25 protein-coding genes are annotated in these 24,714 nt (G+C 70.5%); 14 read left to right on the top strand and 11 right to left on the bottom strand.

Annotated features, from left to right (window positions below):
* Positions 1-210: 210 nt before the first annotated feature.
* Positions 211-1,068 carry a nitroreductase/quinone reductase family protein gene (locus tag JEQ17_RS21515; RefSeq protein WP_200396747.1) on the bottom strand — a complete coding sequence of 286 codons (858 nt, stop codon included), beginning with the start codon at positions 1,066-1,068 and terminating at the stop codon, positions 211-213.
* A 674-nt stretch (positions 1,069-1,742) separates the two neighbouring features.
* On the opposite strand from JEQ17_RS21515, the gene JEQ17_RS21510 reads away from it, so the two are divergent.
* On the top strand, positions 1,743-2,162 hold the full coding sequence (locus JEQ17_RS21510; protein ID WP_200396746.1) for a hypothetical protein: 420 nt from the start codon (positions 1,743-1,745) through the stop codon (positions 2,160-2,162).
* Positions 2,163-2,293: 131 nt separating this feature from the next.
* On the opposite strand, the gene JEQ17_RS21505 is transcribed toward JEQ17_RS21510, so the two are convergent.
* The 3 genes from JEQ17_RS21505 to JEQ17_RS21495 all read right to left on the bottom strand — a co-directional run bounded on the left by JEQ17_RS21505 (position 2,294) and on the right by JEQ17_RS21495 (position 4,377).
* Positions 2,294-2,710 (bottom strand): VOC family protein, encoded by a 417-nt coding sequence (locus JEQ17_RS21505; RefSeq protein ID WP_055613553.1) that lies wholly within the window; start codon positions 2,708-2,710, stop codon positions 2,294-2,296.
* 41 nt (positions 2,711-2,751) lie between these two features.
* Positions 2,752-3,624, bottom strand: a complete 873-nt coding sequence (locus JEQ17_RS21500; protein WP_200396745.1) for a GNAT family N-acetyltransferase — start codon at positions 3,622-3,624, stop codon at positions 2,752-2,754.
* Between the two features lie 222 nt (positions 3,625-3,846).
* Entirely contained in the window at positions 3,847-4,377 is a 531-nt protein-coding gene (locus JEQ17_RS21495) for an ATP-binding protein (protein ID WP_200396744.1), read from the bottom strand.
* A 154-nt stretch (positions 4,378-4,531) separates the two neighbouring features.
* On the opposite strand from JEQ17_RS21495, the gene JEQ17_RS21490 reads away from it, so the two are divergent.
* The 3 genes from JEQ17_RS21490 to gap all read left to right on the top strand — a co-directional run bounded on the left by JEQ17_RS21490 (position 4,532) and on the right by gap (position 7,320).
* The gene (locus JEQ17_RS21490) at positions 4,532-5,095 is read left to right on the top strand and encodes an isochorismatase family protein (protein WP_200396743.1); all 564 of its coding nucleotides are present in this window, start codon (positions 4,532-4,534) and stop codon (positions 5,093-5,095) included.
* A gap of 152 nt (positions 5,096-5,247) precedes the next feature.
* Positions 5,248-6,204, top strand: coding sequence for a GlxA family transcriptional regulator (locus tag JEQ17_RS21485; protein ID WP_200396742.1), 957 nt, complete (start codon positions 5,248-5,250; stop codon positions 6,202-6,204).
* Between the two features lie 117 nt (positions 6,205-6,321).
* Positions 6,322-7,320, top strand: a complete 999-nt coding sequence (gap, locus tag JEQ17_RS21480; RefSeq protein WP_200396741.1) for a type I glyceraldehyde-3-phosphate dehydrogenase — start codon at positions 6,322-6,324, stop codon at positions 7,318-7,320.
* A 263-nt stretch (positions 7,321-7,583) separates the two neighbouring features.
* Here the strand turns inward: gap and JEQ17_RS21475 are convergent, their stop codons facing one another.
* Positions 7,584-8,192, bottom strand: a complete 609-nt coding sequence (locus JEQ17_RS21475) for a TetR/AcrR family transcriptional regulator (RefSeq protein ID WP_200396740.1) — start codon at positions 8,190-8,192, stop codon at positions 7,584-7,586.
* Positions 8,193-8,317: 125 nt separating this feature from the next.
* Between JEQ17_RS21475 and JEQ17_RS21470 the strand changes: the two genes are divergently transcribed.
* The 5 genes from JEQ17_RS21470 (at position 8,318) to JEQ17_RS21450 (ending at position 12,040) form a co-directional block, all read left to right on the top strand.
* Positions 8,318-9,052, top strand: a complete 735-nt coding sequence (locus JEQ17_RS21470; RefSeq protein ID WP_200396739.1) for an SDR family NAD(P)-dependent oxidoreductase — start codon at positions 8,318-8,320, stop codon at positions 9,050-9,052.
* Positions 9,053-9,312: 260 nt separating this feature from the next.
* Positions 9,313-9,930 carry an NADPH-dependent F420 reductase gene (locus tag JEQ17_RS21465; RefSeq protein ID WP_200396738.1) on the top strand — a complete coding sequence of 206 codons (618 nt, stop codon included), beginning with the start codon at positions 9,313-9,315 and terminating at the stop codon, positions 9,928-9,930.
* Positions 9,931-10,246: 316 nt separating this feature from the next.
* Complete coding sequence (locus JEQ17_RS50105; protein WP_234048307.1) at positions 10,247-10,831, top strand: helix-turn-helix domain-containing protein; 585 nt, start codon at positions 10,247-10,249, stop codon at positions 10,829-10,831.
* A 138-nt stretch (positions 10,832-10,969) separates the two neighbouring features.
* Entirely contained in the window at positions 10,970-11,560 is a 591-nt protein-coding gene (locus tag JEQ17_RS21455) for a hypothetical protein (RefSeq protein ID WP_200396737.1), read from the top strand.
* Between the two features lie 141 nt (positions 11,561-11,701).
* Positions 11,702-12,040, top strand: a complete 339-nt coding sequence (locus JEQ17_RS21450) for a DUF2516 family protein (RefSeq protein WP_143639534.1) — start codon at positions 11,702-11,704, stop codon at positions 12,038-12,040.
* A gap of 170 nt (positions 12,041-12,210) precedes the next feature.
* Here JEQ17_RS21450 and JEQ17_RS21445 read toward each other — a convergent pair whose 3' ends face one another.
* From JEQ17_RS21445 to JEQ17_RS21435, 3 genes are all read right to left on the bottom strand, one after another.
* Entirely contained in the window at positions 12,211-13,692 is a 1,482-nt protein-coding gene (locus tag JEQ17_RS21445; protein WP_200396736.1) for a PP2C family protein-serine/threonine phosphatase, read from the bottom strand.
* Positions 13,693-14,207: 515 nt separating this feature from the next.
* The gene (locus JEQ17_RS21440) at positions 14,208-15,293 is read right to left on the bottom strand and encodes a C40 family peptidase (protein WP_200396735.1); all 1,086 of its coding nucleotides are present in this window, start codon (positions 15,291-15,293) and stop codon (positions 14,208-14,210) included.
* Between the two features lie 245 nt (positions 15,294-15,538).
* The gene (locus JEQ17_RS21435) at positions 15,539-16,348 is read right to left on the bottom strand and encodes a class I SAM-dependent methyltransferase (protein ID WP_200396734.1); all 810 of its coding nucleotides are present in this window, start codon (positions 16,346-16,348) and stop codon (positions 15,539-15,541) included.
* A 324-nt stretch (positions 16,349-16,672) separates the two neighbouring features.
* Between JEQ17_RS21435 and mshA the strand changes: the two genes are divergently transcribed.
* The 3 genes from mshA (at position 16,673) to JEQ17_RS21420 (ending at position 20,466) form a co-directional block, all read left to right on the top strand.
* Entirely contained in the window at positions 16,673-18,010 is a 1,338-nt protein-coding gene (mshA, locus tag JEQ17_RS21430; RefSeq protein WP_200396733.1) for a D-inositol-3-phosphate glycosyltransferase, read from the top strand.
* Positions 18,003-18,503 carry a type III secretion system chaperone family protein gene (locus JEQ17_RS21425; RefSeq protein WP_200396732.1) on the top strand — a complete coding sequence of 167 codons (501 nt, stop codon included), beginning with the start codon at positions 18,003-18,005 and terminating at the stop codon, positions 18,501-18,503. Before mshA ends, JEQ17_RS21425 begins: the two co-directional genes overlap by 8 nt.
* A gap of 157 nt (positions 18,504-18,660) precedes the next feature.
* On the top strand, positions 18,661-20,466 hold the full coding sequence (locus JEQ17_RS21420; protein WP_234048306.1) for a glycoside hydrolase family 55 protein: 1,806 nt from the start codon (positions 18,661-18,663) through the stop codon (positions 20,464-20,466).
* Here the strand turns inward: JEQ17_RS21420 and JEQ17_RS21415 are convergent.
* Positions 20,453-21,253, bottom strand: coding sequence for a helix-turn-helix transcriptional regulator (locus tag JEQ17_RS21415; protein ID WP_200396731.1), 801 nt, complete (start codon positions 21,251-21,253; stop codon positions 20,453-20,455). The two genes, JEQ17_RS21420 and JEQ17_RS21415, sit on opposite strands and share 14 nt — an antisense overlap.
* A gap of 49 nt (positions 21,254-21,302) precedes the next feature.
* Between JEQ17_RS21415 and JEQ17_RS21410 the strand changes: the two genes are divergently transcribed.
* Positions 21,303-21,788, top strand: coding sequence for a DUF2000 family protein (locus JEQ17_RS21410; RefSeq protein WP_407700073.1), 486 nt, complete (start codon positions 21,303-21,305; stop codon positions 21,786-21,788).
* 18 nt (positions 21,789-21,806) lie between these two features.
* Here the strand turns inward: JEQ17_RS21410 and JEQ17_RS21405 are convergent, their stop codons facing one another.
* Positions 21,807-23,117: an MDR family MFS transporter gene (locus JEQ17_RS21405; RefSeq protein ID WP_200396730.1), complete on the bottom strand. Its 1,311-nt coding sequence runs from the start codon at positions 23,115-23,117 to the stop codon at positions 21,807-21,809.
* 226 nt (positions 23,118-23,343) lie between these two features.
* On the opposite strand from JEQ17_RS21405, the gene JEQ17_RS21400 reads away from it, so the two are divergent.
* Positions 23,344-24,105, top strand: coding sequence for a phosphoglyceromutase (locus tag JEQ17_RS21400; protein ID WP_200396729.1), 762 nt, complete (start codon positions 23,344-23,346; stop codon positions 24,103-24,105).
* Positions 24,106-24,235: 130 nt separating this feature from the next.
* Here JEQ17_RS21400 and JEQ17_RS21395 read toward each other — a convergent pair whose 3' ends face one another.
* Complete coding sequence (locus tag JEQ17_RS21395; RefSeq protein ID WP_407700072.1) at positions 24,236-24,685, bottom strand: DUF7144 family membrane protein; 450 nt, start codon at positions 24,683-24,685, stop codon at positions 24,236-24,238.
* Positions 24,686-24,714 lie beyond the last annotated feature (29 nt).

The raw sequence follows: 24,714 nt of genomic DNA, 5'->3' as shown, positions 1-24,714 counted from the left end.
GGATCCGTCGGGCGGTGCCCAGCGGATCCCAGGTTCCGGCTCCCGGCCGCCGGGTCCGGCCCCCGACGCCTGTATGAGGACATCCCCGGCCGGCGTCCGGACGTACGACACCGACCGACCGGCGGCCCGCCGCCGCTCCACCGGCCCGCGGCCGCTACCGTCACCGTGACCCTCGCGGCGCTGGGCAGGCGCCGCGAGCGGCAGGCCGGACTAGGGGGTCGGCTCGGTCAGGGGTGCGTCGAGGGCGGGGATCAAGTGCTCCTCCTCGTAGGCCAGATGGGTCTCCAACTCGGCGGTGAGGCGTTCGACCTCCCGGCGGGCGTGCTGGGGGTCCGCGGAGTCGTCGCCGATGATCCGTTTCAACTCCGCGGTCAGGGCGGCGATGCGCTCGTGTTCCTCGCGCAGGCGTTCCAGGACCGGGGCGAGTTCGGGGCTGCGGCCGCCGAGGAACGGGAAGATGCCGAGTTCCTCGCCGGTGTGGTGGTTGTGCAGGCCCGCGCAGAGTGTCAGACAGTTGACGCGGAGCTGGGCGCCGAGGGTGGGCCCGGCGGTGGTGAACTCCTTTCGTATCAGGGCGAGTTCACGGCGGAACGCGTCATGGATGACCTTGAGTCCCTGGCCCATCGAGGTGGCGTTCACGTTCGGCGGGCCGTCGACGGGGATCTCTTGGAGGGCGACGACCGGGATCACCCGCGTGGTCTTCGCCTGGTAGTCCGCCCAGCCCGGTTCGGCCTCGACCAGACGGGCGAAGGCCTTGTCCCGTTCGGCGCCGGCCAGCGGCTCCGCCGTCGCCTCGTACGTGAACACCCCGGTCTCCACGGTGACTTGGGGGTGTGCGAGGAGGTTGTGGAACCAGTCCGGGTGTGTCGGGGCTCCGGCGGCCGAGGCGATGACCAGCACACTGGCGCCGCCGTCGGGGTAGTAGGCGACCGGGGCCGTGTGCCGCTTGCCCGAGCGCGCTCCCGTGGTGGTCAGGAGGATCAGCCGGGCTCCCTCGAAATAGCCGCCGACCTGGCCCGCGTTGGCACGGAACTCTTCGATGACCTGCTGGTTGAAATCGATGGGCATTCTCTTCTTCCTCTTGGTGATTACTGGTGGGTAATTTTGGAGGGTGATTACTGGATCGGGGCATGGGGAATCGCCACGGGGCGAATTCGGGTACGCCCGCGGTAGCAGTGCGGTGATGACGAGATGAAGGCGCGCGAATTCCCGGCGGGGCGAATGCCGACAGGGCGAATGCGCACACAGCGAACGTCGACAGGGCGAACGTCGGCCGGGCATGCGCCTGCGGCGGCACCGGTGGGGAGACGTGCGGATACGTGGTGGCACGCGGTACGCCGTGCGCGGTATGCGGAACGGCACGCGGAGGTTGTGATCTCGCGTGGCATGGCGTGGCGTGGCATGACGCGTGCGGCGCGGCATGGCACTCGTACAGGAAACTCCGTACGAGCGCTCGGCGCGCTTGAATCAGAAAGGGCGGCCCTCTGGCCCGCCCGGGCCTCACTCGGAGGCCGGGAACCCTACTCGCTGTTGGCCCAAGGCCGACCCGGCAGTCACGGAGGAAAGGTTAATGGAATGGGTGCGGCAAGGCAATGCGTGTTTTCAGGCCTTGTTCAGGGATCGTCCGAATAACAAGGCGGCCGACTCCAGGGGCCGTTGACGCCTCGCCGGTCCGTGGAGCGGCGGGCGCGTGGCTCGGGTGTGGTGGACCGGCGGGGCCCGTCCGTGGTCGACTCCCTGCCATGAGTCTGTCGGTCGATGTGTACGTGCCCAGAGCGGAGGGCGGCATCGAGGTGCTGGACGTTCCGCCCGAGTCCTCCGACGTGGCCGGCTGGGAGCGGTGGCGTACGGAGGTGTGGGGGTCGGAGCCGGTTCGTTCGCTCGGCGCGCGGTTCTTCCCGCGGCTGGCCACCGAGGACCTGACGGTGGCACCGGACGAGATGTCCGACTTCCTCGCCGAGTGCGACCTGCTCCGCACCCATCTGTCGCGGATCGCCGATCACATGATGGCGCAGGCTGCGACGGAGGCGGAGGCGGGAACGGGGGCGGCGTCGCGCAAGTCCCACGCCGAGCACGCCGACGACGTGAGCCGCCGCCTGGACAACATCGTGAACGCGGCCCGACGGGCGTTGGGTCTCCGTGGCGGGGTCATCATCTGGTGACTGGTGACTGGTGACTGGTGACTGGGACCTGAGACCGGTGACCGGTTTGCGCCGAGCGGCTCGGCGACCGCTTCCCCTGTGATCGCCGAGCCACTCGCCGCGCCCTGCCGCGTGCCGTACTCCTCGCCGTACTACTTGCCGCGCGGCTGGAGGAACCGCAGGAGGTTGCCCGCCGGGTCGCGGAAGGCGCAGTCGCGTACTCCGTACGGCTGGTCCATCGGTTCCTGCAGTACGTCGCCGCCTGCGGCGCGGATCCGCTCGAACAGGGCGTCGCAGTCGTCGGTCCGGAAGATGACACCGCGCAGCAGGCCCTTGGCCATGAGCTCGGCGACGGCCTGCCGGTCGGCGGGCGTGGCGTTCGGGTCCGCGAGCGGCGGTTCCAGGACGATCTCCACGTCCGGCTGCGAGGGCGAGCCGACGGTCACCCAGCGCATCCCCTCGAATCCGACGTCGTTGCGCACTTCGAGACCGAGCACATCGCGGTAGAAGGCGAGTGCCTTGTCGTGGTCGTCGACGGCGATGAAACACTGTGCAAGCTTGAGATCCATGCCCATCACGCTAGTGACCGGCGGCGGGTTTGGCTTCTCCGTTACTGACCGGCACCCGAGAAGTCGTACGCGGCCCAGTCGCTGAGCTTGCGATAGCCGAGGCGCTGGTAGAGGGCGTTGCTGGTGGGGTTGGACACGTCCGCGAACAGGACGACGTCCTTGGCGCCCGCGGCCAGCGCGGCCCGGCTCACCTCCGCCGACACGGCAGCCGCGTAGCCGTGACCGCGCAGGTGGGCCGGGGTGTAGACGATGTCCACCTGGATCTGGCCGCCGATCAACGGGTTCATGCCCGCGATGGAGACGGGGGTGCCGTCCGGGGTCTCCCAGAGCGTGTAGCGCTTGTCGGCGTAGCGGGTTTCGGCCCAGGTGTCGGCGTTGATGGAGACGTCTTCCCCGACCGCCTTGGCGAACTCGCCGCACCAGAAGATGGCCTCCTCGAGGTCCTGCTCGCCCAGGACACGACTCCGGCCGGCCGGTAGCGGATCCGGTGGGGTGAGCGTGCCGAGGCCGTACAGACGGACCTGTGTGTCGTGGAGTTTCGGCGTCGCGCCTGTGTGCCGCTGCCAGGCCTCGGCGAAGGTGGTGGCGGTGCCGTGGTCCGCGTTGACGCGGGAAGGGGAGTGCCCGAGGGCGGCCAGGCGGGCGGCGAGGGAGTCGGCCTGCCCGGGCGTGAGCGGGGAGAGGCCCAGCGCGCGGGGCGGGAGCCGGTAGAAGGTGGCGCTGACCTCGCCCGCCTGCTCCAGTACGCCGAAGACGGGGGCTTCGGCGCCGAACGAGGCCGCCCCGCGCTTTCGCACTCTCTCCGCCCACGTCAGCTGCATGACATGTGGGCCGGGCCGCGAGCGCAGGAAGTCTCCGGCCCGGGCGAGAAATTCGTCGACGTCTTCGGTGAGGTGCCAGTCATCTGGGCGCATGCCTCATGGTTCCCCAGGTTGAAGGTGCGCCCCGTGCTTTTCCGCCAGGGCGAGGCGGCGGGACTTCCGCACAGTTGCTCGGGCCTCCCCGCCGGGACCGCGGCGATCGGCGCCGCGACCGTTGTCCTGAAATCGCCAGCGAGGTCACCGAGCCCGAGTCGAAGCCGGCGCTCGGGTACCCGACGACCTGCGGGGTCGGGGCGGGAACGGGGTGGGCGGACCTCAGCTCTTGACGGCCTCCGCGATCCGCAGGGCGGCCTCGGCGGGCGTGAGGTGCGTGGTGTCGACGACCTCGGCCTCGTCGTGCAACCACGTGCGGGCCGCCTCGGCGTAGGGCTCCAGATACTTGAGACGGAACGGGGAGTCGGGGCCGAGAACAGTGTCGCCGGCGATGCGCCCGCGGAGGGTGTCCTGGTCGGCGTGGAGGACGAAGTGCCGTACGGGAATGGCATGTTGGGCGAGGCCCGTGCTGATCTCGCGCCAGTACTCCTCGACCAGCACGGTCATCGGCATCACCAGGGTGCCGCCGGTGTAGTCGAGTACGCGGCGGGCGGTCTCGACCACGAGCGGCCGCCACGGTGGCCAGTGCTGGAAGTTGTCCGTCCCGGGCCCGGGCAGCCCCGGCGTGATGTCCATGAGTGTCTCGCCGACCTTCTCGGCGTCGAACACCCGTGAGTCCGGGATCAGTTGCTGCACCAGTGCACTGGTCGTCGTCTTGCCCGCGCCATGGGTGCCGTTGAGCCATACGATCATGGGATCCGACGCTAGCGCTGTGCGGCGTGCCGCGGGAACGGCACTACGGAATTCCGGTACGGCTTCGGCGACCTCGGCCGGAACAGGGTCGGGGGTGTCGGCCCTCCGGCGAAAACCGCCTCCCCATCCGTCCGCACCCCAATACGGTGCCCTCATGTCCCATGTACCCGCGCTCCTCGTCCTCGACATGCAGAACGCCGCCGTGGCCATCTCCCACCGGCCGAAGGAGACCGTCACCACGATCGCCCTGCTCCGGGAACGTGCCCGTGCGGCCGACGTGCCCGTCATCACGGTCCAGCACGACGGCCCGGGGCTGGAGCCCGGCACGGACGGATGGCAGATCGTGCTCGAACTGGCCCCCGGAGAGGGCGAGAAGACGGTCAGGAAGGGCTCCGCCGACGCCTTTCTCGACAGCGACCTCGGCCCGTTGCTCACGGAACTCGGCGTCACCGAGGTGGTCGTGACCGGGTTCGCCACCGAGTTCTGCGTGGACACGACCGCGCGGCAGGCACTCAGCCGTGGGTACGACCTCGTGCTCGTCGCCGACGGGCACACCACCTCTGCCCGCCCTGACGTGGACGGGTTCGTCGCCTCCGACCGGGCCGTCATGCACCACAACGCCATCTACCGGCACATCGGTTTCCCGGCGCGCGGCATCCGTGTCCTGCCCGCGGCCGATGTGGACTTCACCGCCCCGCCGGTTCCTGACCCGGCCTGACCCGGTCTGAATCCGCTCCGGTCGCGGCGAGCGCCCGCCCTGTCCGCGCGGGATGGGGGGTGCGGGGTGGTGGGGGATGCGGGGTGCCGGGTGCCGGGTGCCGGGTGGGGCGTAGCGAGGGCACGCCCCGCCTCCCCGCGTAACCTCTTCCTGTGCCCGCACCCCGCCTGCATCGCGTCGCCGTCCTTGTGCTGGAGGGTGCGAAGCCGCTCGATGTCGGAATTCCGGCGCAGGTGTTCACGACCCGCGCGAGCATGCCGTACGAGGTGCGGGTGTGCGGGGCGACGCCCGGCCTCGTGACCGGCGGCGACGGTCTCGCGTACTCCGTCGCCCACGGCCTCGACGCGCTGGCCTGGGCCGACATCGTCTTCGTACCCGGTTACCGGCACCCGGACCGCGACGATCCGCCGCGGGCCGTCGTCGAGGCGCTGATCGCCGCCCACGAGCGGGGCGCGCGGCTCGCCGCCATCTCGACGGGCGCCTTCGCGCTCGCCGCCACGGGCCTGCTCGACGGCAGGCGCGCCACGACGCACTGGCACTACACGCGGGCGCTCGCGGCGAGGCATCCGCTCGTCCGGGTCGACGAGAACGTCCTGTTCGTCGACGAGGGCAGCGTGCTCACCTCGGCCGGCGCCGCCTCCGGCATCGACCTGTGCCTGCACATCCTGCGTGGCGACCTCGGGGTGGCCGCGTCCAACCACGCGGCCCGGCGGCTGGTCGCGGCCCCCTACCGCAGCGGCGGCCAGGCCCAGTACGTGCCGCGCAGCGTCCCCGAGCCGCTCGGCGAGCGGTTCGCCGCCACCCGCGAGTGGGCGCTGCACCGGCTCGACGAGCCCCTCACCCTCGACGTACTGGCGCGGCAGGCGGGGGTCTCGCCGCGTACGTTCTCCCGGCGGTTCGTCGACGAGACCGGCTACACGCCGATGCAGTGGGTGATGCGTGCCCGGATCGACCTGGCCCGCGAACTGCTGGAGCGCTCGCAGCGCGGCGTCGAACAGATCGCCGCCGACATCGGGCTCGGCACCGGCGCGAACCTGCGCCTGCACTTCCAGCGGATCCTCGGGACGACACCGAGCGAGTACCGGCGCACGTTCACGCGGGGCGAGTAGTCCGGCCCGCGTACGGCATTCCGGTCTGGCGGGATCCTTTTGAACCATGGCGATCCCGCCACTGTCAGCGGCGTCGGCCGCGCGCGAGCCTGGTGGCGAAGGGAAGGGACCTCACTCATGACTCGCATCGCCATCAACGGATTCGGCCGCATCGGACGCAATGTGCTGCGCGCACTGCTGGAGCGCGACAGCGCCCTGGAGGTCGTCGCCGTCAACGACCTCACCGAGCCCGCCACTCTCGCCAGGCTGCTCGCCTTCGACAGTACGGCCGGCCGGCTCGGGCGCCCGGTGACCGTGGACGGGGACGTCCTCGTCGTCGACGGCCGTCGGATCAAGGTGCTGGCCGAGCGCGAACCGGCGCAGCTGCCGTGGGCCGAACTCGGCGTCGACATCGTCCTGGAGGCCACCGGCCGGTTCACCTCGGCCAAGGCCGCCCAGGCCCACCTCGACGCGGGCGCGCGCAAGGTGCTCGTCAGCGCGCCGTCGGACGGCGCCGACGTCACGCTCGCGTTCGGGGTCAACACCGACGCGTACGACCCGGCCGTGCACACGATCGTCTCGAACGCCTCCTGCACGACCAACGCGCTCGCCCCGCTGGCCAAGGTGCTCGACGACCTCGCCGGCATCGAGCACGGGTTCATGACGACGGTGCACGCCTACACCCAGGAGCAGAACCTCCAGGACGGTCCGCACCGCGACGCCCGTCGCGCCCGGGCCGCCGGCGTCAACATCGTGCCGACCACGACCGGCGCCGCCAAGGCGATCGGCCTGGTCCTGCCGAATCTCGACGGCAAGCTGTCGGGCGACTCGATCCGCGTACCGGTGCCGGTGGGCTCGATCGTCGAGCTCAACACGACGGTCGCCCGTGACGTGACCCGCGACGACGTCCTGGCGGCCTACCGCACGGCGGCGGAGGGACCGCTCGCCGGCGTCCTTGAGTACTCGGAGGACCCGCTGGTGTCGTCGGACATCGTGGGCAACCCCGCCTCGTCGATCTTCGACTCGGCCCTCACCCGCGTCGAGGGCCGCCACATCAAGGTCGTCGCCTGGTACGACAACGAGTGGGGCTTCTCCAACCGAGTGATCGACACACTCGAACTCCTCACCACCCGCTGACCGCCCGCGGGGGCCGTACCCCGCCCCGGCGACCATGCCGGCCGACACGCCCGATGGACGTGTCGGCCGGCACTTTTTTGGCTTTCGGCCTTGGGCACTCTGGTCGACGGGTCGGGCAACCAGGTGTCCGTTCTCAGCGGAAGCGATCTGCCGCTGTGGTCCTGATCCGGGGTCCTTCACTTGGGATGGGACCGCTGGGACCGCTGATCTCGGAAACGTGGGGCGCCACCCCGGCCGGCGCCTTCGTCATCCTGGCCGTGCTGTTAGACAGCGCTTGCGCCGGCCTGTGCCTGTGCCTGTGCCGCTGCCGTGGGGATGGCGCTGTCGACGAGGACGGCTGCGATCGCGGCGGCGGTGCTGAACGCTTCGGTGTTGAGGACTCGGCTGCGGGCCGAGGCGCCGTCCAGGAGCAGCGCCAGTTGCTCGCCGAGCTGTTCGGGGTTGGTGGCGCCGGCCTCGCGGGCGGCATCCGTGAGCCGGGTGGCGAAGGCCTTTTTGTAGTCGCGGGCGTACACGCGTGCCGGGTGGTCCGGGTCGGGGATCTCGACGGCCGCCGCGATGAACGGGCACAGGGGCGCGTGCACGTCGAACGTGGCGAGGAGTCGCTCGCGAGGTGTGAGGTCGGTGCGGTCGAACACCTCGGGCAGGATGTCGGGGTCGAAACGGCGTAGGCATTCGGCGATCAGCTCGTCCTTGCCGGTGAAGTGCTGGTAGAGCGTGCGCTTGGACACCTCGGCCACCGCGCAGAGCTGGTCCATGCCGGTGCAGTTGATGCCTTGATCGCGGAACAGCTGTTGCGACGCGCTGACGATGCGCTCTCGTGCGCCCCTGCCGCGGCGCACGCCTCGCGGCCCCTTCTCCAACTCTGTCACCCCCTCAGTGTAGCCCGCTTCGGTACGGCTCGGTGTACATAGCTTGCGCCCCATGCGGCTGCTCGCTACGTTAAGTACGCAGACCGGTGTACATAACGTCGGCGCGGCATATGAATGGAGTGGTCGTGGGAAAGCTCGATGGCAAGGTTGCGGTGATCACAGGCGCGACAAGTGGGATGGCGCTGGCCGGTGCGAAGTTGTTCGTCGATGAAGGAGCTCACGTCTTCATTTCGGGCCGGCGGAAGGACGCGCTGGACGAGGCCGTCAAGCTGATCGGCCGGAACGTGACCGGCGTGCAGGGCGATTCGGCCGACCTCGCTGATCTGGACCGTCTGTTCGAGACGGTCAAGCGGGAAAAGGGCTCGGTCGACGTGTTGTGGGCCAGTGCCGGGACGGGCGAGCAGGGCAGGCTCGGCGAGGTCACCGAGGAGCAGTTCGATGCCGCCTTCTCGCTGAACGCGCGCGGCACGCTGTTCACGGTCCAGAAGGCGCTGCCCCTGTTCAACGACGGAGGCTCGATCTTCATGACCGGGTCGAACGCGTCGCTCCGGGGCTACCCCGACTGGAGCGTGTACGCGGCGAGCAAGGCCGTACTGCCCGCCTACGCACGGGTGTGGGTGTCCGAGTTGAGGGACAGGCGGATCCGGGTGAACGTGCTGACCCCCGGCCAGGTCGCCACGCCGATTCTGGAAGAGGTGATGGACGAGCAGATGAAGGCGCAGTTCGAATCCGTGATCCCGCGGAGGGAGATGGGCCGCCCCGAAGAGATCGCGTCGGTCGCGCTGTTCCTCGCCTCGGACGACTCGAGCTACGTCAATGGCATGGAACTGGTCGCCGACGGCGGCACCACAGTGATCTGAGCGCGTCGCTGGAGGGCGTCAGCGCCGCGCCGCGCAGGCCGGGCGCCGGCCTGGCGGTCCGGCGCGGCGCCGCACCGCGCCGGCGGGTACCCGAGTCGGCCCAGGTTGATACCGCGCATCCGGCTGGGCGCGGCGACGCGGGTAGGGCCGGCGCGCTCGACAGCGTCTCCCAGCAGCTCTGCTCGGCGCTGGGCCAGGACGCCAGCAAGCCCCCCCACGGCCAACTGATCCATGCGCAACACAACAAGGGAACACGCGTCATGACCATCATCAGCATCATCGGCTCGGGCAACATGGCCACCGCCATCGGCACCCGGGCGGCGAAGCACGGCCACACGATCGAGCTCATGAGCCGCGACACCGCCAAGGCTCAGGCGCTCGCCGACCGGATCGGCAACGGAGCCACCGTCGGCACGTTCGGCGCAAGGCCGGCGGGTGACATCGTCATCGTGGCCGTCCTGTACGCCAGCGCGGTTGAAGTGGTCGCGCACTACGGCGATGCGCTGGCCGGCAAGATCCTCGTCGACATCACCAACCCGTTCAACGCCGACGTAAGTGGACTCGTGACTGCCCCGGGCAACTCGGTGTCCGAGCAGATCGCCGCCGCTGCCCCCGAGGGCGCACACGTCGTGAAGGCATTCAATTCGATACTCCGCGGCGTCCTTGCCGAAGACAGGCCCCTGGACGTGTTCTTCGCAGGCGACAGCGCCGAGGCGAAGGCACGTGTCGCGGCTTTTCTGGAGAGCTTGGACATGCGGCCCCTCGACGCAGGAGGGCTCGAGATGGCCCACGCCCTGGAATGGGCCGGCATCCTCCTGGTGGGCCTGGCACGCAACGGCGCCGGCTTCGACATCGCCTTGGGCGCCGAGGCCCTCTGAAGATTCTCTCCAGGAGAGAACACGGCCACGGTGGTGTTCATCAACCGTCTCCAGCCGGCGGACGGCAGGCGCGACGCCCTGATCGGCCTCCTACGCGAGCACGCCGACCCGATCAACGCCGACCGGGCTCCGAAGGAGTCGCCCTCCGCACAATCGGGTACCCCTGCGGGCTCCGGCGGCGTCGACTCGGTCACTTCCGCTGGGAACGGGCAACGAGTGACCAGCCTCAGTGCTCAGTGATCAGTCGCAAGTGGCGTGGCGCACTTTTGCAAGCAGGTGCTTGCAATAGTTAGCGGGGGTGGTGCAGGGTAGGGACATGGCATCGCTCAACGTCGGCAATCTTGGTGAGTATCTGCGTGAACAGCGGCGCAACGCGCAGCTGTCCCTGCGGCAGCTCGCCGAGGCCGCCGGGGTGTCCAATCCGTATCTGAGCCAGATCGAGCGCGGGCTGCGCAAGCCGAGCGCGGAGGTGTTGCAGCAGGTCGCCAAGGCCCTGCGGATCTCCGCCGAGACGCTGTACGTCCGTGCCGGGATCCTCGACGCCGAGCGCGACCGGGACGAGGTGGAGACGCGTGCCGTCATCCTCGCCGACCCGACGCTCAACGAGCGGCAGAAGCAGGTGCTGCTCCAGATCTACGAGTCCTTCCGCAAGGAGAACGGGTTCGAGATCGAGATCAAGGCGGTCGAGGAGGCTCTGGGCGTCCCCGGTGCGGCAGACGCACCGGACGCGACCGGCACGACCGGCGTAACGGACGTGACGGATGGCCCGGACACCGTCGTTGACAGGGCCCGCACGGCCGACGGCAGCGATGCCGCACCGAAGGACCCGCACGACCAGCACGATCCGCAGGACCAGCACGACAAGAACGACCCTCACGACCAGCAGTCCTCCGCGAGCTGACCGGGCACGTCATGACAAGCACGGCGTTGCCGGTACGGCACGGCCGGGCACGGCATGGAACGGCCCGGCCGGCGGCGGAGTACCGCACCAAAAAACCCTCACGCTTCAAGCACTAGCGATTCCGGGAGGACCATCGCCATGGCCATCACCGACGACCTGCGCAAGACCTTCAGCGACCCGACCCCGCTCTACTTCGCCGCCGGCACCGCCGACCTGGCCATTCAGCAGGCCAAGAAGGTGCCCGGCATCGTCGAGCAGCTGCGTGCCGAGGCCCCGGCCCGTATCGACGCCGTACGCGGCATCGACCCGAACGAGGTCCAGGAGAAGGCAACCGCCCGCGCCAAGGAGGCGCAGGAGACCCTTCAGACCAAGGTGAACGAGTTCATCGGGACCCTGGACACCGACCTGAAGAAGATCGGTGAGACGGCTCAGGACTTCGCCCTCCGCAGCGTCGGCGTGGCCGCCGAGTACGCCGTGAAGGCGCGCGAGACGTACGAGAAGGTCGCCGAGCGCGGCGAGCAGACCGTGAAGACCTGGCGCGGCGAGGCGGCCGAGGAGATCGAGGAGCTGGCCGTGGCCGTCGAGCCGAAGCCGGAGCCGGTCGAGGTCAAGGCCGAGAAGCCCGCCGAGGCCAAGGCCGAGGCCGCCCCGGCGAAGAAGCCCGTGGCCAAGAAGGCCCCGGCCGCCCGCAAGACCACCGCGAAGAAGACGACGCCGCCCGCCAAGTAGGCGCGGCGCAGCCGCCGGGTCGACGGCGGCAGGGTGTTGTGAAACGGGTCGGGGACTCCGGGCACTATCGGAGTCCCCGACCCGTTCTGCGGGTACGGTGACCGCGTAGGGACGAGGACTCGAATCGGGTAGGTGGGCCAAGTGCTGTTGACCGCGTTCGGCGGCTTCATGTCGCTGATCTTCCTCGGCATGCTGGTGCTCGCGGTGGTGGCGCTGGTGATGGCAGGCCTGGCGCGCGACGACGCGTACCGCGCCGCGAACAAGCAGAGCAAGATGTTCTGGCTGATCATCCTGGGCGTCACGGTGGCCGTGAATCTGCTGGTCCCGATGGTCTTCCTGCAGATCGCCGGCCTCATCGCCACGATCGTCTTCTTCGTCGACGTCCGGCCCGCGCTCAAGCAGGTTTCCGGCGGTGGGGGCGGCCGCCGAGGCGGAAGCAGCAGCGACGGCCCGTACGGCCCGTACAACGGCGGCCGCTGAGCCCCCACACCTTCCCTTCAAGCCGCCCGCACGTCGGCGCGCCCCTTCAGGGGCGCGGGGAACTGCGCGACCAGCCACGGACGGCCCGCAGGCACATACGTGCCCAGCCGCGGACGGCCGACAGACGGCCCGCGCAGCCAGCGAGCAGCGGGACCCCGCGGAGCGGCCCGTTAAGCCACCCGGTCAAGCAGCAGCACAGCCACGTCGTCCGTGAGCTCCCCGCCGTTGAGGGCCCGGACCTCGTTCACCGCGGCCCGCAGCAGCTCCTCGCCCCGCAGCCCCTGCGCCAACTGGCGGCGGACCATGTCCACCATCCCGTCCTGACCGAGCCGCTCCCGGCCCTCACCGGTCCGGCCCTCGATCAGGCCGTCCGTGTACAGCATCAGACTCCACTCGCCGCCCAGCTCCACCTGCTGGCGCGGCCAGCGGGCGTTCGGCAGCAGACCCAGTGCCGGGCCGCCGTTCTCGTACGGCAGCAGCTCGGCTACGGGAGGCGCCGGGTCCCCGGCGCCGTCCGCGCCGCCGACGACGGCTCGCGTGCGGGCCGGGCGCGAGATCAGCGGGGCCGGGTGACCGGCCAGGCACAGACCCGCGCGACGGCCGTCCGGCGCGATGTCCACCGTGCAGAGCGTCGCGAAGATCTCGTCGTTGTCGCGCTCGTGCTCCAGGACCTGCTGGAGCGTGGACAGCAGCTCGTCGCCGCACAGGCCCGCCAGCGTCAGCGCGCGCCAGGCGATCCGCAGCTCCACACCGAGCGCCGCCTCGTCGGGGCCGTGACCACAGACGTCGCCGATCATGGCGTGCACGGTGCCGTCGGGGGTGCGGACCGTGTCGTAGAAGTCGCCGCCGAGCAGCGCGCGCGAGCGGCCGGGCCGGTAGCGCGCGGCGAACCGCAGCGAGGAGCCCTCGAGGAGGGGCGTGGGCAGCAGGCCGCGCTCGAGCCGCGCGTTCTCCTGCGCGCGCAGCTTGGACTCGGTGAGCCGCCGCTCGGCCGTGTCGGAACGCTTCCGCTCCACCGCGTACCGGATCGCGCGGCTCAGCAGCCGGCTGTCCAGCTCGTCGCGGAAGAGGTAGTCCTGGGCGCCGACGCGCACCGCCTCGGCGCCGTGCTCGGCGTCCTCGGACGCGGTGAGCGCGAGGACGGCATGCCGCGGCGCGAGCCGCAGCACGTGCTTGAGCGTGGCCAGCTCGTCCTCCGCCTCGGTGTCGGCGGCCGTCCGGCCGCCGGTCGTCAGCGCGAGGTCGAGCAGGATGCACTGGACGTCGTCGGTCAGCAGCCGCTCGGCCTCGGTGAGGTTGCGGGCGGTACGGATACGTATCGGCTTGCCGGCCGAGTCCAGGAGCGTGGGCACGTTCAGCGAGCCGGCCGGGTCGTCCTCGATCACGAGCAGCGTCAGCGGGGCCGTGCCGGTGGGGGCACTGCCGTTGTGGACGCCGTCGTGGTGGAAGCCGCCGTGGTGGGCGTCGCTCCCGTGGCCGGGGTCGTCGCAGTTGTCGCCGCCTGTTTCGCGGCTCGTCGAAGGCGGCGCCTGGCTGGGCAGGGCGCCGGGTGCGGGCACGGCCTGAGCCGGTCCGCCGGTTGAGGACGCGGCGCGAGCCTGACCACCTTCCACGGCGGGGATCGCTCTCTGCCGCGGTACGGGTACGGGCATCGTCTGGGTTCCTTCCCTCCCCCCGAGGGCATGGTGGACCGAGGGGTCTCGGTCCACCGACGGGGACCATAGCGTCAGCCGCCGCCACAAAGGAATGGCGGAGGCCCGGGCACGTCCAAAACAGCCACCGTCATATGCCGCATCCCGTACCGCAATTGGGCAGGATGCGCTCTTGTCCGGGATGACGTACATCACGCCCCGGGGGTTGCCGGGCAGCCCGGAACGTGCCGCGCATCACGTGCGACAGGTCACGCCCCCGACGTCACCAAAGCGACCAAGCGTCACTTGTCGGGACGTACGACCCCGGTGGACGGGTGAGCGTCCCCGTCCGGACGACCGGTCCGGGCGGACCGGCGGAGCCACTGGCGGGCTGACGGCGTCACCGGCGAACCAGTGGACCGATGCCGTTACCGGCGAACCAGTGGAGCGATGCCATTACCGGCGGACCGGCGGTGTCACCGGCGAACGGCCGGCTTCACCTGCGGACAGCCGGCCCCACCGGCGGACAGGCGGTGTCACTGCTCGGGGCGTACGACCCCGAGTATCGGCATCGATCCCGCCCCCGCGATCGTCACCGTGCGCCCCGGGCGGGGGGCGTGGATGATCGCGCCGTCGCCTATGTAGAGGGCGACATGGCTGGCGTCGGAGTTGTAGATGATGAGGTCGCCGGGGCGCATGGCCTCGACGGCGATGTGGTCGAGCTGCTTCCACTGCTCCTGGGACGTGCGCGGGATGCCCTGCCCGGCTGCCGCCCACGCCTGTGAGGTCAGGCCCGAGCAGTCGAACGTGTTGGGCCCCTCGGCGCCCCATTCGTACGGCTTGCCGATCTGCTTCGTCGCGTACTCCACGGCCTTCTTGCCCTGGGCCGACGCCTTGCCGCTGATCTCGTCGAGGACTCCGGAGCCCAGCCAGGCCGACTGCGCCTTGTACGCGGCCTGCTGCTCCAGCTTCGCCAGGCGCTTCTTCTCTTCCTTCTCCAGCTGCGACTCGAGCTTCTCGGCGGCGGCGATCTGCTGCTTGACCTTCTTCTTGGCCTTCTCCTTCGCCTCGCGGTTGGACTCCAGCTTCTTCCACTGGGCCGCCGCGTCACGCGCGTACTGCTCCAAGTCCTCCTGGGTGCGCTTCATTTCGGCGAGCAGGCCCTTGGTCGCCTGTGCGCCCTCGCGGATCCGGCCCGCGCCGTCCAGGAACTGCGCCGGGTCGTCGCTGAGCATCAGCCGGGCCTCGTCCGGCAGTCCGCCGCTGCGGTACTGGGCGCGGGCCGCGGCGCCCGCGCGGTCCTTGAGGTGGTCCAGCCGCGCCTGCCCCTCGACGATCGAGCGGGCCAGCCCGACGATCTGCGTGGACTGCTCCTCGGCACGCTCCTCCGCGAGGTTGTACGCGTCCGTGGCGACCGCCGCGTCGTGGTAGAGCGTGTCCAGCTTCTTGCGGACCGCTTCAAGGTCCTTGGTGCTCGCGGGCGTTGAACTCGGGGCCGGTGTCGGCGTCGGCGTGGGGGTCGGTGTCGGGGCCGCGAAGGCCACTCCCGGCGCGGACAGGATGGTTGCCGCGCAGGCCAGGGCCATGGCCGTAGTGGTCAGGCTCCGCTTGCCGGATCCCATGGACCAACCCCCAAGTTGATTTACCGTCAGTAACTTACGAAGGCCTCGGGGATCGTGCCATGTCGGCGCGCAATGTGACAGAGGCGGGCAGGAACTCCCTCCCCGGCACTGCCCGTTCCCCACCCCTCACTGCCCAATCGACGATGATCTCCCGCGCGTTCCCCGCCAATGTGACGAACGACTCACCGAGATCGTTCCCACCGGGTTACGGCTCGGCCGAACTCATGTCCGTGGGTCCGGCCGACTCATGAGCGAGGCGCCAACGCCTCCCAGCGCACGGTCACTTCGCCCTGCCGCCAGCGACTCGCCCCGTCCGTGACCGGCCAGTCCGCCGTCAGATCGCGTACGGCCCGGATCCAGCGCTGACGGGCGCCGTACGAGGCGTACGGCGCCGCGGCCGCCCAGGCGCGGTCGAAATCGCGGAGGAAGGCGTGCACCGGTTCGCCCGGGACATTGCGGTGGATGAGGGCCTTGGGGAGGCGTTCGGCCAGGTCGGACGGGCGGTCCAGGGAGCCGAGGCGGGTGGCGAACGTGACGGTCCGCGGGCCCTCGGGGCCGAGCGCGACCCATACGTGCCTGCGGCCGATCTCGTCGCACGTGCCCTCGACGAGGAGTCCGCCCCGCGAGCCGGCGCCCGCCGGAGCGAGGCGGGCGCACAGCCGCGCCCAGACCTCGGCGACCTCCGCCTCCTCGTACTGCCGCAGCACGTTCGCCGCGCGGATCAGCGACGGCCGCTCCGGCAGGGGGATCTCGAAGCCGCCGTGGCGGAAGGCCAGCCCCTCGCGTTCGTACGGCTTCGCGGCCGCGACCCGGGCCGGGTCGATCTCCACGCCGACCACGCGGGTGCGGGGGGCGGTGGTGCGGAGGCGGTGGAGGAGCTCCACCGCTGTCCAGGGGGCCGCGCCGTAGCCGAGGTCCACGGCTACGGGGGCGTCCGACCTGCGCAGTTCGGCGCCGTGGGTCGTCGCGATCCAGCGGTCCATGCGGCGCAGGCGGTTGGGGTTGGTGGTGCCGCGCGTCACCGTCCCGACGGGGGTCGCTGCGCGGGCTTTCATGGGGGCAAGGGTATGCGGTGCGTGTGCCTGCGGCGGCGGCGCGGGCTGAGACGTACGTGCGGGTGCGTTGTGGCTGGTCGCGCAGTTCCCCGCGCCCCTAAAAACCTAGGGGCGCGGGGAACTGCGCAGCGGGGGCGGAGCCCCTGAGAGGGCGCCCCCACGCATCACACCATCGAACGGTTGAGCGACCCCCAGTAATGATTCGGCAAAGAGGAAATGGAGCAGAGTGCTCCGGCGTTCAAGGAGCTGGAGGGCGCTTCACGTCCTCCGTCAGGCATGCCCGCACCACGGTCAGAGCAGGTCCGCAGCAAGGAGGAACGCCACGTGAGCCAGTACGTGAGCAGGCTCGGGCGCCGCTCCCCGGCGGCCCCTTCGAGGCTGAGGCTGCACCGTCGGCCCCGCCGCGTCGCGATGCTCTCCGTGCACACCTCACCGCTGCACCAGCCGGGCACCGGCGACGCGGGCGGCATGAACGTCTACATCGTCGAGCTGGCCCAGCGCCTCGCCGCGATCAACATCGAGGTCGAGATCTTCACGCGCGCGACGACCGGGGCCCTGCCGCCCAAGGTGGAACTCGCGCCCGGAGTCCTCGTACGGCATGTGGACGCGGGCCCGTACGAGGGGCTCGCCAAGGAGGATCTGCCCGCGCAGCTCTGTGCCTTCACGCACGGGGTGATGCAGGCCTGGGCGGGTCACCGGCCCGGTTACTACGACCTGGTGCACTCGCACTACTGGCTCTCCGGCCACGTCGGCTGGCTGGCCGCCGAGCGCTGGGGCGCCCCCCTGGTGCACGCGATGCACACCATGGCGAAGGTCAAGAACGCCGCCCTGGCCGACGGCGACACCCCCGAGCCCGCCGCCAGGGTCATCGGCGAGACGCAGATCGTGCGTGCCGCCGACCGCCTCATCGCCAACACCTCCGAAGAGGCCGACGAACTCGTACGGCACTACGAGGCCGAGCCCGGCAAGGTCGCGGTCGTGCACCCGGGTGTGAACCTCGACCGCTTCCGCCCGGCCGACGGACGCGCAGCCGCGCGCGACCGGCTCGGCCTGCCGCAGGACGCCCTGATACCTCTCTTCGCCGGCCGCATCCAGCCCCTGAAGGCGCCCGACGTGCTGCTGCGCGCGGTCGCCGTCCTCCTGGAGGAGCGACCCGACCTCCGTTCGAACATCGTCGTGCCCATCGTGGGCGGTCCGAGCGGCAGCGGCCTCGCCAAGCCCGAGGGCCTGCAGAAACTCGCCGCCCGGCTCGGCATCGCCGACGTCGTGCGGTTCCGGCCGCCGGTCGGACAGGAGCAGCTCGCCGACTGGTTCCGGGCCGCGTCCGTCCTCGTGATGCCCTCCTACAGCGAGTCCTTCGGGCTCGTCGCCATAGAAGCGCAGGCGGCCGGCACGCCGGTGCTCGCGGCCGCGGTGGGCGGTCTGCCCGTCGCGGTCCGGCACAAGGAGACGGGTTTTCTGGTCCCGGGCCACAATCCCGTCGACTACGCGCGCGTGCTGCGCGATTTCGCCGACAACCGGGCGCTCCCGGACCGGATGGGCGCGGCCGCCGCCTGGCACGCCAAGTCCTTCGGCTGGGACACGTCCGCCGCCGCCACCGCGGACGTCTACACGGCGGCGATGCACGAGCACCGCCGTCACGTACGCTCCCACCATGGCTGATGTGGAGAGCGCGGCGGGGACCATCGAGGAGGTCCTGAAGGACGCCGAGATCGAGTGGGAGAGCCCGGAGCCCGGCCACTTCGTGGTGAAGCTGCCCGGCACCCGCAAGCTGTCCACGACCGTCTCGCTGATCGTCGGCAGGCACTCCCTGTCGCTCAACGCCTTCGTCATCCGCCACCCGGACGAGAACGAGCCCGGTGTGCACCGCTGGCTCCTTGAGCGCAACCTCAAGCTCTACGGCGTGGGTTACGCGGTCGACTCCCTCGGCGACATCTATGTGGCGGGCAAGCTCCCGCTCGCCGCGGTCACCGCCGACGAGATCGACCGGCTGCTCGGCTCGGTCCTGGAGGCCGCCGACGGCAGCTTCAACACCCTCCTGGAGCTCGGTTTCGCCTCCGCGATCCGCAAGGAGTACGCCTGGCGGGTGTCGCGCGGCGAGTCCACGCGCAACCTCGACGCGTTCAGTCACCTGACTCGCCGTTCGACCGACTGACCAACTGGTCCGTACTAACTCCCCATCAGCGTTCCATCAATCAACCCTTGCGCGACTCTTTCCCCGTGCAAGGGTCGCGTGTCATGCTCACCGCCAACGCACATCTGAACGTCGTTCACATCCATGGAAATTCCCATCCCTGGAAGGCGGTTCGGGCATGAGTGACCGTTACGAGGGCCCCACCAGACGGGCCCTGCTCGGCGGCGCGACCGCGGTGGCGGCAGGCGCCGTGACCGGCACTGTCACCGGCGGCCGGGCGACGGCCGCCACCGCGCAAGCCGCAGCCGGCGTCCCGACCGGCGACCCGGGTGCTGTCCCGGGTGCGGTCCCGGGTGGCGCCCCGGGTGGCGTCCACGGGCAAGTGCCCGCCCTCTGGCGCGAGTTCACCCGCACCCCCTTCACGCACCCGCAGATCCCGTACATCGGCAGGGCCGGTCAACGCGCCGGGGCGACACGCTTCCCCCGCCGCCCCGTCGTGGCCGACGTCCGCGTGTACGGCGCCACGGCGGACGGCTCGGCCGACTCCGCCCCCGCGATCAACCGTGCCGTCGCTGCCGCCGGAAGGGCCGGCGGCGGCACGGTCCTCATCCCGCCCGGCACCTACCGCCTCGACGGCCTGATCCACGTCGGACACTCGAACGTCGTCCTGCGCGGCGCCGGCAGCGCCCGTACGAAGCTGTACGCGACCCGCAGTCTCAGCGAGCTGATCGGCGCCTACGGTTCGCGCTACGGCGGCGACAAGTCGTCCTGGTCATGGGCGGGCGGCCTCATCTGGTTCTGCCCGTCGGACCGCTTCGACAGCCTGACGGACGCCATCCGGGCGAAGGCCTGGCCCTTCGAGGGCTGGACCGGCAACAAGCGGGACGAGTGGGAGACCCTGACCAAGGTCGAGCCCGCCCGGCGCGGCTCCTGGACGGTGACGGTCGCGGACCCGGGACGACTCAGACCCGGCCGGCTCGTCCTCCTCCGCCTCGCCGACGACGCCGGACACACCCTCCTGGAGCACATGGCGGGCGGCGGCCCGGGCCCGGAGGCCTACCACTGGGACGACAAGACAAAATTGACCAGCTACGTCCCGTACGAGTGGCCCGTGCGCATCGCGCGCGTGCGGGGCAGAAAGGTCACCCTGGAGCGACCGCTCCCGCTCGACACCCGCCCCGAGTGGGACCCGCGCCTCACCACCCACGTGGAGGCGCTGACCGGCTCGGGTGTGGAGGGCCTCACCCTGGAAGCCGTCGAGACCTCGCAGGCCCCGCACCTCCTCGACCGGGGTCACAACGGCGTCGCCTTCCAGTGCGCGTACGACTGCTGGGCCGACGACATCGTCGTACGCCACATGGACAACGGCTTCGGCCTGGTGGCCGCCTCGGCCTGCACCCTGCGCAACACCCGGGTCGCGGGCCGGGGTTCGCACCACCCGTACTTCTGCCGCGAGGGCTCGCACGACAACCTCGTCGAGGACTTCGTCATCGAGCGGCGCACCACGCCTGCCCCCGCGGGCACCCAGCTCCACGGCATCAACGTGGAGGGGCTGTCCTCGTACAACGTCTGGTCGCGCGGTGACATGGGCATGGGCACCTTCGACACCCACCGGGGCATGCCTTTCGCGAACGTCCGTACCGACATCACGGTCACCAACAACGGCCGCCACGGCGGTGACGCCAGTGCCGGACCGCTCTTCGGCGCCCGGTTCACCCACTGGAACATCCGCGTCACCAACGCCCGCGCGGGCCTGACGAGGATCGACGGCCTCGCCCCCTACAGCGCCACGGTCGGCATCAACGAGGTGACGGAGTTCGACCAGATCGACGTACCCGACTTCTCCGGAGACCTGCACTCACGCCTGGAGCTCTACGGGACCTCGGGGACGGTACGCCCGCGGAACCTGTACGAGGCCCAACGCGAGCTGGAACTCGGCGATCACCTCGGCGATCACCTCGGCGATCACCTCAGCGCGCGCTGAGGCGGTAGCGCCCCGGAGCCACCCCGACCAGCCGCTTGAAGTGCCGGGTCAGATGCGACTGGTCGTAGAAGCCGGTCTCCGCCGCCACCTCGCCGGGCGTGCGGCCGTCGAGGAGGAGACGGCGGGCGCGGTCGACGCGGCGGGACATCAGGTACTGGTGCGGTGCGATCCCGAAGGCACCGCTGAACGCCCGCACCAGGTGGGCGGGGTGTGCGTGCACCAGACCCGCGGCCTCCTCCAGGTTCACCCCCTGGACGAGCCGCTCGTCGAGGAGTTCGCGGAGATCGTGGGCGAGGGGGTGGTCGGGCCGAGGCGGAAGGTCCTCCCCTGCCCGCGGGCGCAGATGGCCGCGCAGCCGCTCGCCGATCAGGGTCAGCCTGCTCTCCGCCTCCAACTCGTCGCCGGGGTGGGCGAGAGCGGTGTGCAGCTGCCCGACACGCGTCCGCAGTACGGGGTCGACGAGGTCCGGGGTGTCCACCGCCGGGCCGATATAGGTCTCGTCGAGCCGGCTGAGGTCCAGGTACAGCACCCGCTTGCGGAAGCCGGACGAGGTGACCGGCGAGCCGTTGTGCGGGACGTGCGGCGGGAGCAGCGAGACCGTGTCGTGCGGGGTGCCGTGCTCGTGCCGGTCGAGGTCGTACCGCACGGCCCCCGCATCGACGATCAACAGCGTCCACGCGTCATGCACGTGCATCGGATACGCGTACTCCGTGAAATGGGCGTGGAACACCTCCACGACACCCGGTACACGCGGGCGCCACGCGGAGACCTCACGCTGGGCGACCATGCAAAGAACGTACAAGACGGGGGCGTACGCGGCTCGGCAGTCTCATTGCATGAACGCTGAACCCTTTCCCACGGGATCCGTTTCCACGGAATCCCTGCCCACGGAACCCGCTCGCGCCGAACCCGTCCGCTTCGACACCAAGATCGCCGTCCTGCTGCGGGAGGATCTGGAGCCGTGGCAGCGGCTGAACGTGACCGCGTTCCTCGTGAGCGGGATCGGGCCGTCCGTGCCCGAGGTGATCGGCGAGCCGTACGAGGACGCCGACGGGACCGGCTACCTGCCGATGTTCCGCCAGCCGGTCCTGGTGTTCCAGGGCACGAAGGAGACGCTGACGGCGGCCCACGCGCGCGTGCTGTCCAGGGCGCTGCCCCGGGCGGTCTTCACGTCCGACCTGTTCACCACGGGCAACGACCGCGACAACCGGGCGGCGGTACGGGCCGTACCGACGGCGGAGCTGGACCTGGTGGGGCTCGCTGTGTACGGGCCGCGCAACGCGGTGGACAAGGTGCTCAAGGGGGCGCGGATGCATCCGTGACTCGTACGGCGGGCTGGTTCACGCCGCGCTGACCTCGGGCTTGGGGGCGGCGAGGGGTGCCTCGGCGGCTTCCGGGGCCTCGACTTCCGGCTTCTCCGGCTTCTCCGGCTTCTCCGTCTCCTCCGGGTCGTGCGTCGGCAGGTGGCGCATCAGGGCCCAGTAGCCCAGACCCGCGACCGTACCGATGACCGCGCACGCGCCCCACAGCCACTCCGCCCCGTACCGGTCGATGACGAAACCGGACATCAGGGGCGCGACGAGGGCGGCGACGGACCAGGACATGGTGTACATGCCCTGGTAGCGGCCCCGGCCGTGAGTGGGGGAGAGGCGGACGACGAGGCTGGTCTGGGTGGGCGCGTTGACGATCTCGGCGAGGGTCCAGACGCAGACGGTGAGCGCGAAGACGCCGACCGAGCCGGCGAAGGCGGTGAGCCCGAACCCGTACCCGGCGAGCAGGGACGAGAGGACGAGGAGACGCCTGGGGTCCCGGTGTTCGATGAAGCGGGTGACGGGGATCTGGAGGACGACGATGAGGACGCCGTTGACCGCGATCGCCATGCCGTAGTCGGCGGGGGTGAACCCGGCCTCGCCCATCGCCACGGGCAGGCCCAGATACCCCTGCTGGAAGATCAGCGAGACGAGGAAGGACAGCCCGACGACACCCATGAAGCGCCCGTCGCGCAGCACGGTCCCGAGCCCGACCTCGGGTTCGTCGACCCCCTTCGAGACCCGCTCGGGCCGCGACTCGGGCAGCTTCGCGAAGACGAGGATCGCGCAGATCATCGTCATCCCGGCCTCGATGAGGAAGCCGGCGAGGTAGCTGTACTCGGCGATGAACCCGGCCGCCATGGCGGAGACGGCGAACCCCAGGTTGATCGCCCAGTAGTTGAGGGAGAAGGCCCGGACGCGGTCCTCGGGCCGGACGATGTCGGCCATCATCGCCTGGACGGCGGGCCGGGAGGCGTTGCTGGCCATCCCCACCAGGAAGGCGACGGCGGCGATCGCGACCGGATGGTGCACGAAGCCGAGCAGCGCGACGGAGACGGCGGTCGAGGACTGGGCGACGAGGAGGGTGGGCCGCCGTCCGAGCCGGTCCGTCATGACGCCCGCGCCGAGCGAGGAGATGACTCCGCCGAGCCCGTGGAGTGCGGCGACCAGTCCGGCGTACGAGGCGGAGTAGCCGCGGTCCAGGGTGAGGTAGAGCGCCATGAAGGTGGCGACGAACGCGCCGAGCCGGTTCACGAGCGTGCTGGTCCACAGCCACCAGAACTCGCGGGGGAGCCCCGAGACGGTCTCGCGGGCGGCACGTCTCATGGACGTGAGTGACATCGGGACCCCCGGGTGCGTGTCGACAGCTGCGCGCAGGCGGCTGCTTGTAAGTGGCTCAGGTAATGAGCGCAACTTACGAGTACGGCTCCGGTGGGGTCCACTCAATTAACAGAAGCCGTCAACTGTGGGCGTCGCGACCGGCCTTCGGCCCTCTGGCCGGCCCTCGCGCTGTCCGGGTTCCGGGCGGGGGAGCGGGCGATCTGTGGGTTCGATTACGCTCGGGGCCATGGCCGACGCACCGTACAAGCTGATCCTCCTCCGCCACGGCGAGAGCGAATGGAACGCGAAGAACCTGTTCACCGGATGGGTGGACGTCAACCTCAACGAGAAGGGCGAGAAGGAGGCAGTCCGCGGCGGCGAGCTCCTGAAGGACGCCGGCCTTCTCCCCGACGTGGTCCACACCTCGCTCCAGAAGCGCGCGATCCGCACCGCCCAGCTGTCGCTGGAGTCGGCGGACCGCCACTGGATCCCGGTCCACCGCTCCTGGCGCCTGAACGAGCGCCACTACGGTGCGCTGCAGGGCAAGGACAAGGCGCAGACCCTCGCGGAGTTCGGCGAGGAGCAGTTCATGCTGTGGCGCCGCTCGTACGACACGCCGCCGCCGGCCCTTGAGGACGGCACGGAGTTCTCCCAGTCGGACGACCCGCGCTACGCGACGATCCCCCCGGAGCTCCGCCCCCGCACGGAGTGCCTGAAGGACGTCGTCGTCCGCATGCTCCCGTACTGGTACGACGGCATCGTCCCGGACCTCCTGGCGGGCCGCACGGTCCTGGTCGCGGCCCACGGCAACAGCCTCCGCGCCCTGGTCAAGCACCTCGACGGAATCTCGGACGCCGACATCGCGGGCCTCAACATCCCGACGGGCATCCCCCTCGCCTACGAACTGGACGCCGACTTCAAGCCGGTGAACCCGGGCGGCACGTACCTGGACCCGGACGCGGCCGCGGCCGCGATCGAGGCCGTCAAGAACCAGGGCAAGAAGAAGTAAGCGCACACCTCAGAGCCCCCGCCCCGCGGTTTCTTCGCGGGGCGGGGGCTCTTGGCGTGGGGAGACTCTCCGGCGATGGGGAGGGCCTCCGGTCGTGGGGAGGATCTCCGGTTGATCGGGCATCCCCGGGTCACGTCACCCGGCCGTCTTCGGCCTCTCTGTGCATACCCGTGCACAGCGCCCAGACGACGAAGATGTTGACGGCGACCAGCGACAGGGCCCACAGGGGGTAGTACGGCACCCACAGGAAGTTGGCGAGTGCGCCCAGACCGGCCACGAGTACACCGAAGAAGCGCGCCCACAGCGCTCCGGTGAGCACGGCGCACCCCGCGAAGACGAGGACGATTCCCAGAATGAGGTGGACCCAGCCCCAGCCCGCCAGGCTGAACTCGAACACGTAGTTGCGGGTCGAGATGAACAGGTCGTCCTTGGCGATCGCCGCGATTCCCTCGAAGATCGCCATCGCTCCGCCGAACATCATCAGCACTGCCGCGAAGATGGTGATTCCGGATGTGGGCCCGTGCCAGGGGCGTGGATCCGCCGCGTCGGCCGATTTGCTTCGGGTGGCGTAACTGGCCATGCCGGCCTCCTCGGGTCGCAGAGTCGTCC

The sequence above is a fragment of the Streptomyces liliifuscus genome (genome assembly GCF_016598615.1).
In the GTDB taxonomy this organism is placed as follows: Bacteria; Actinomycetota; Actinomycetes; order Streptomycetales; family Streptomycetaceae; genus Streptomyces; species Streptomyces liliifuscus.
This window is presented reverse-complemented; position numbering and strand designations above follow the sequence as displayed.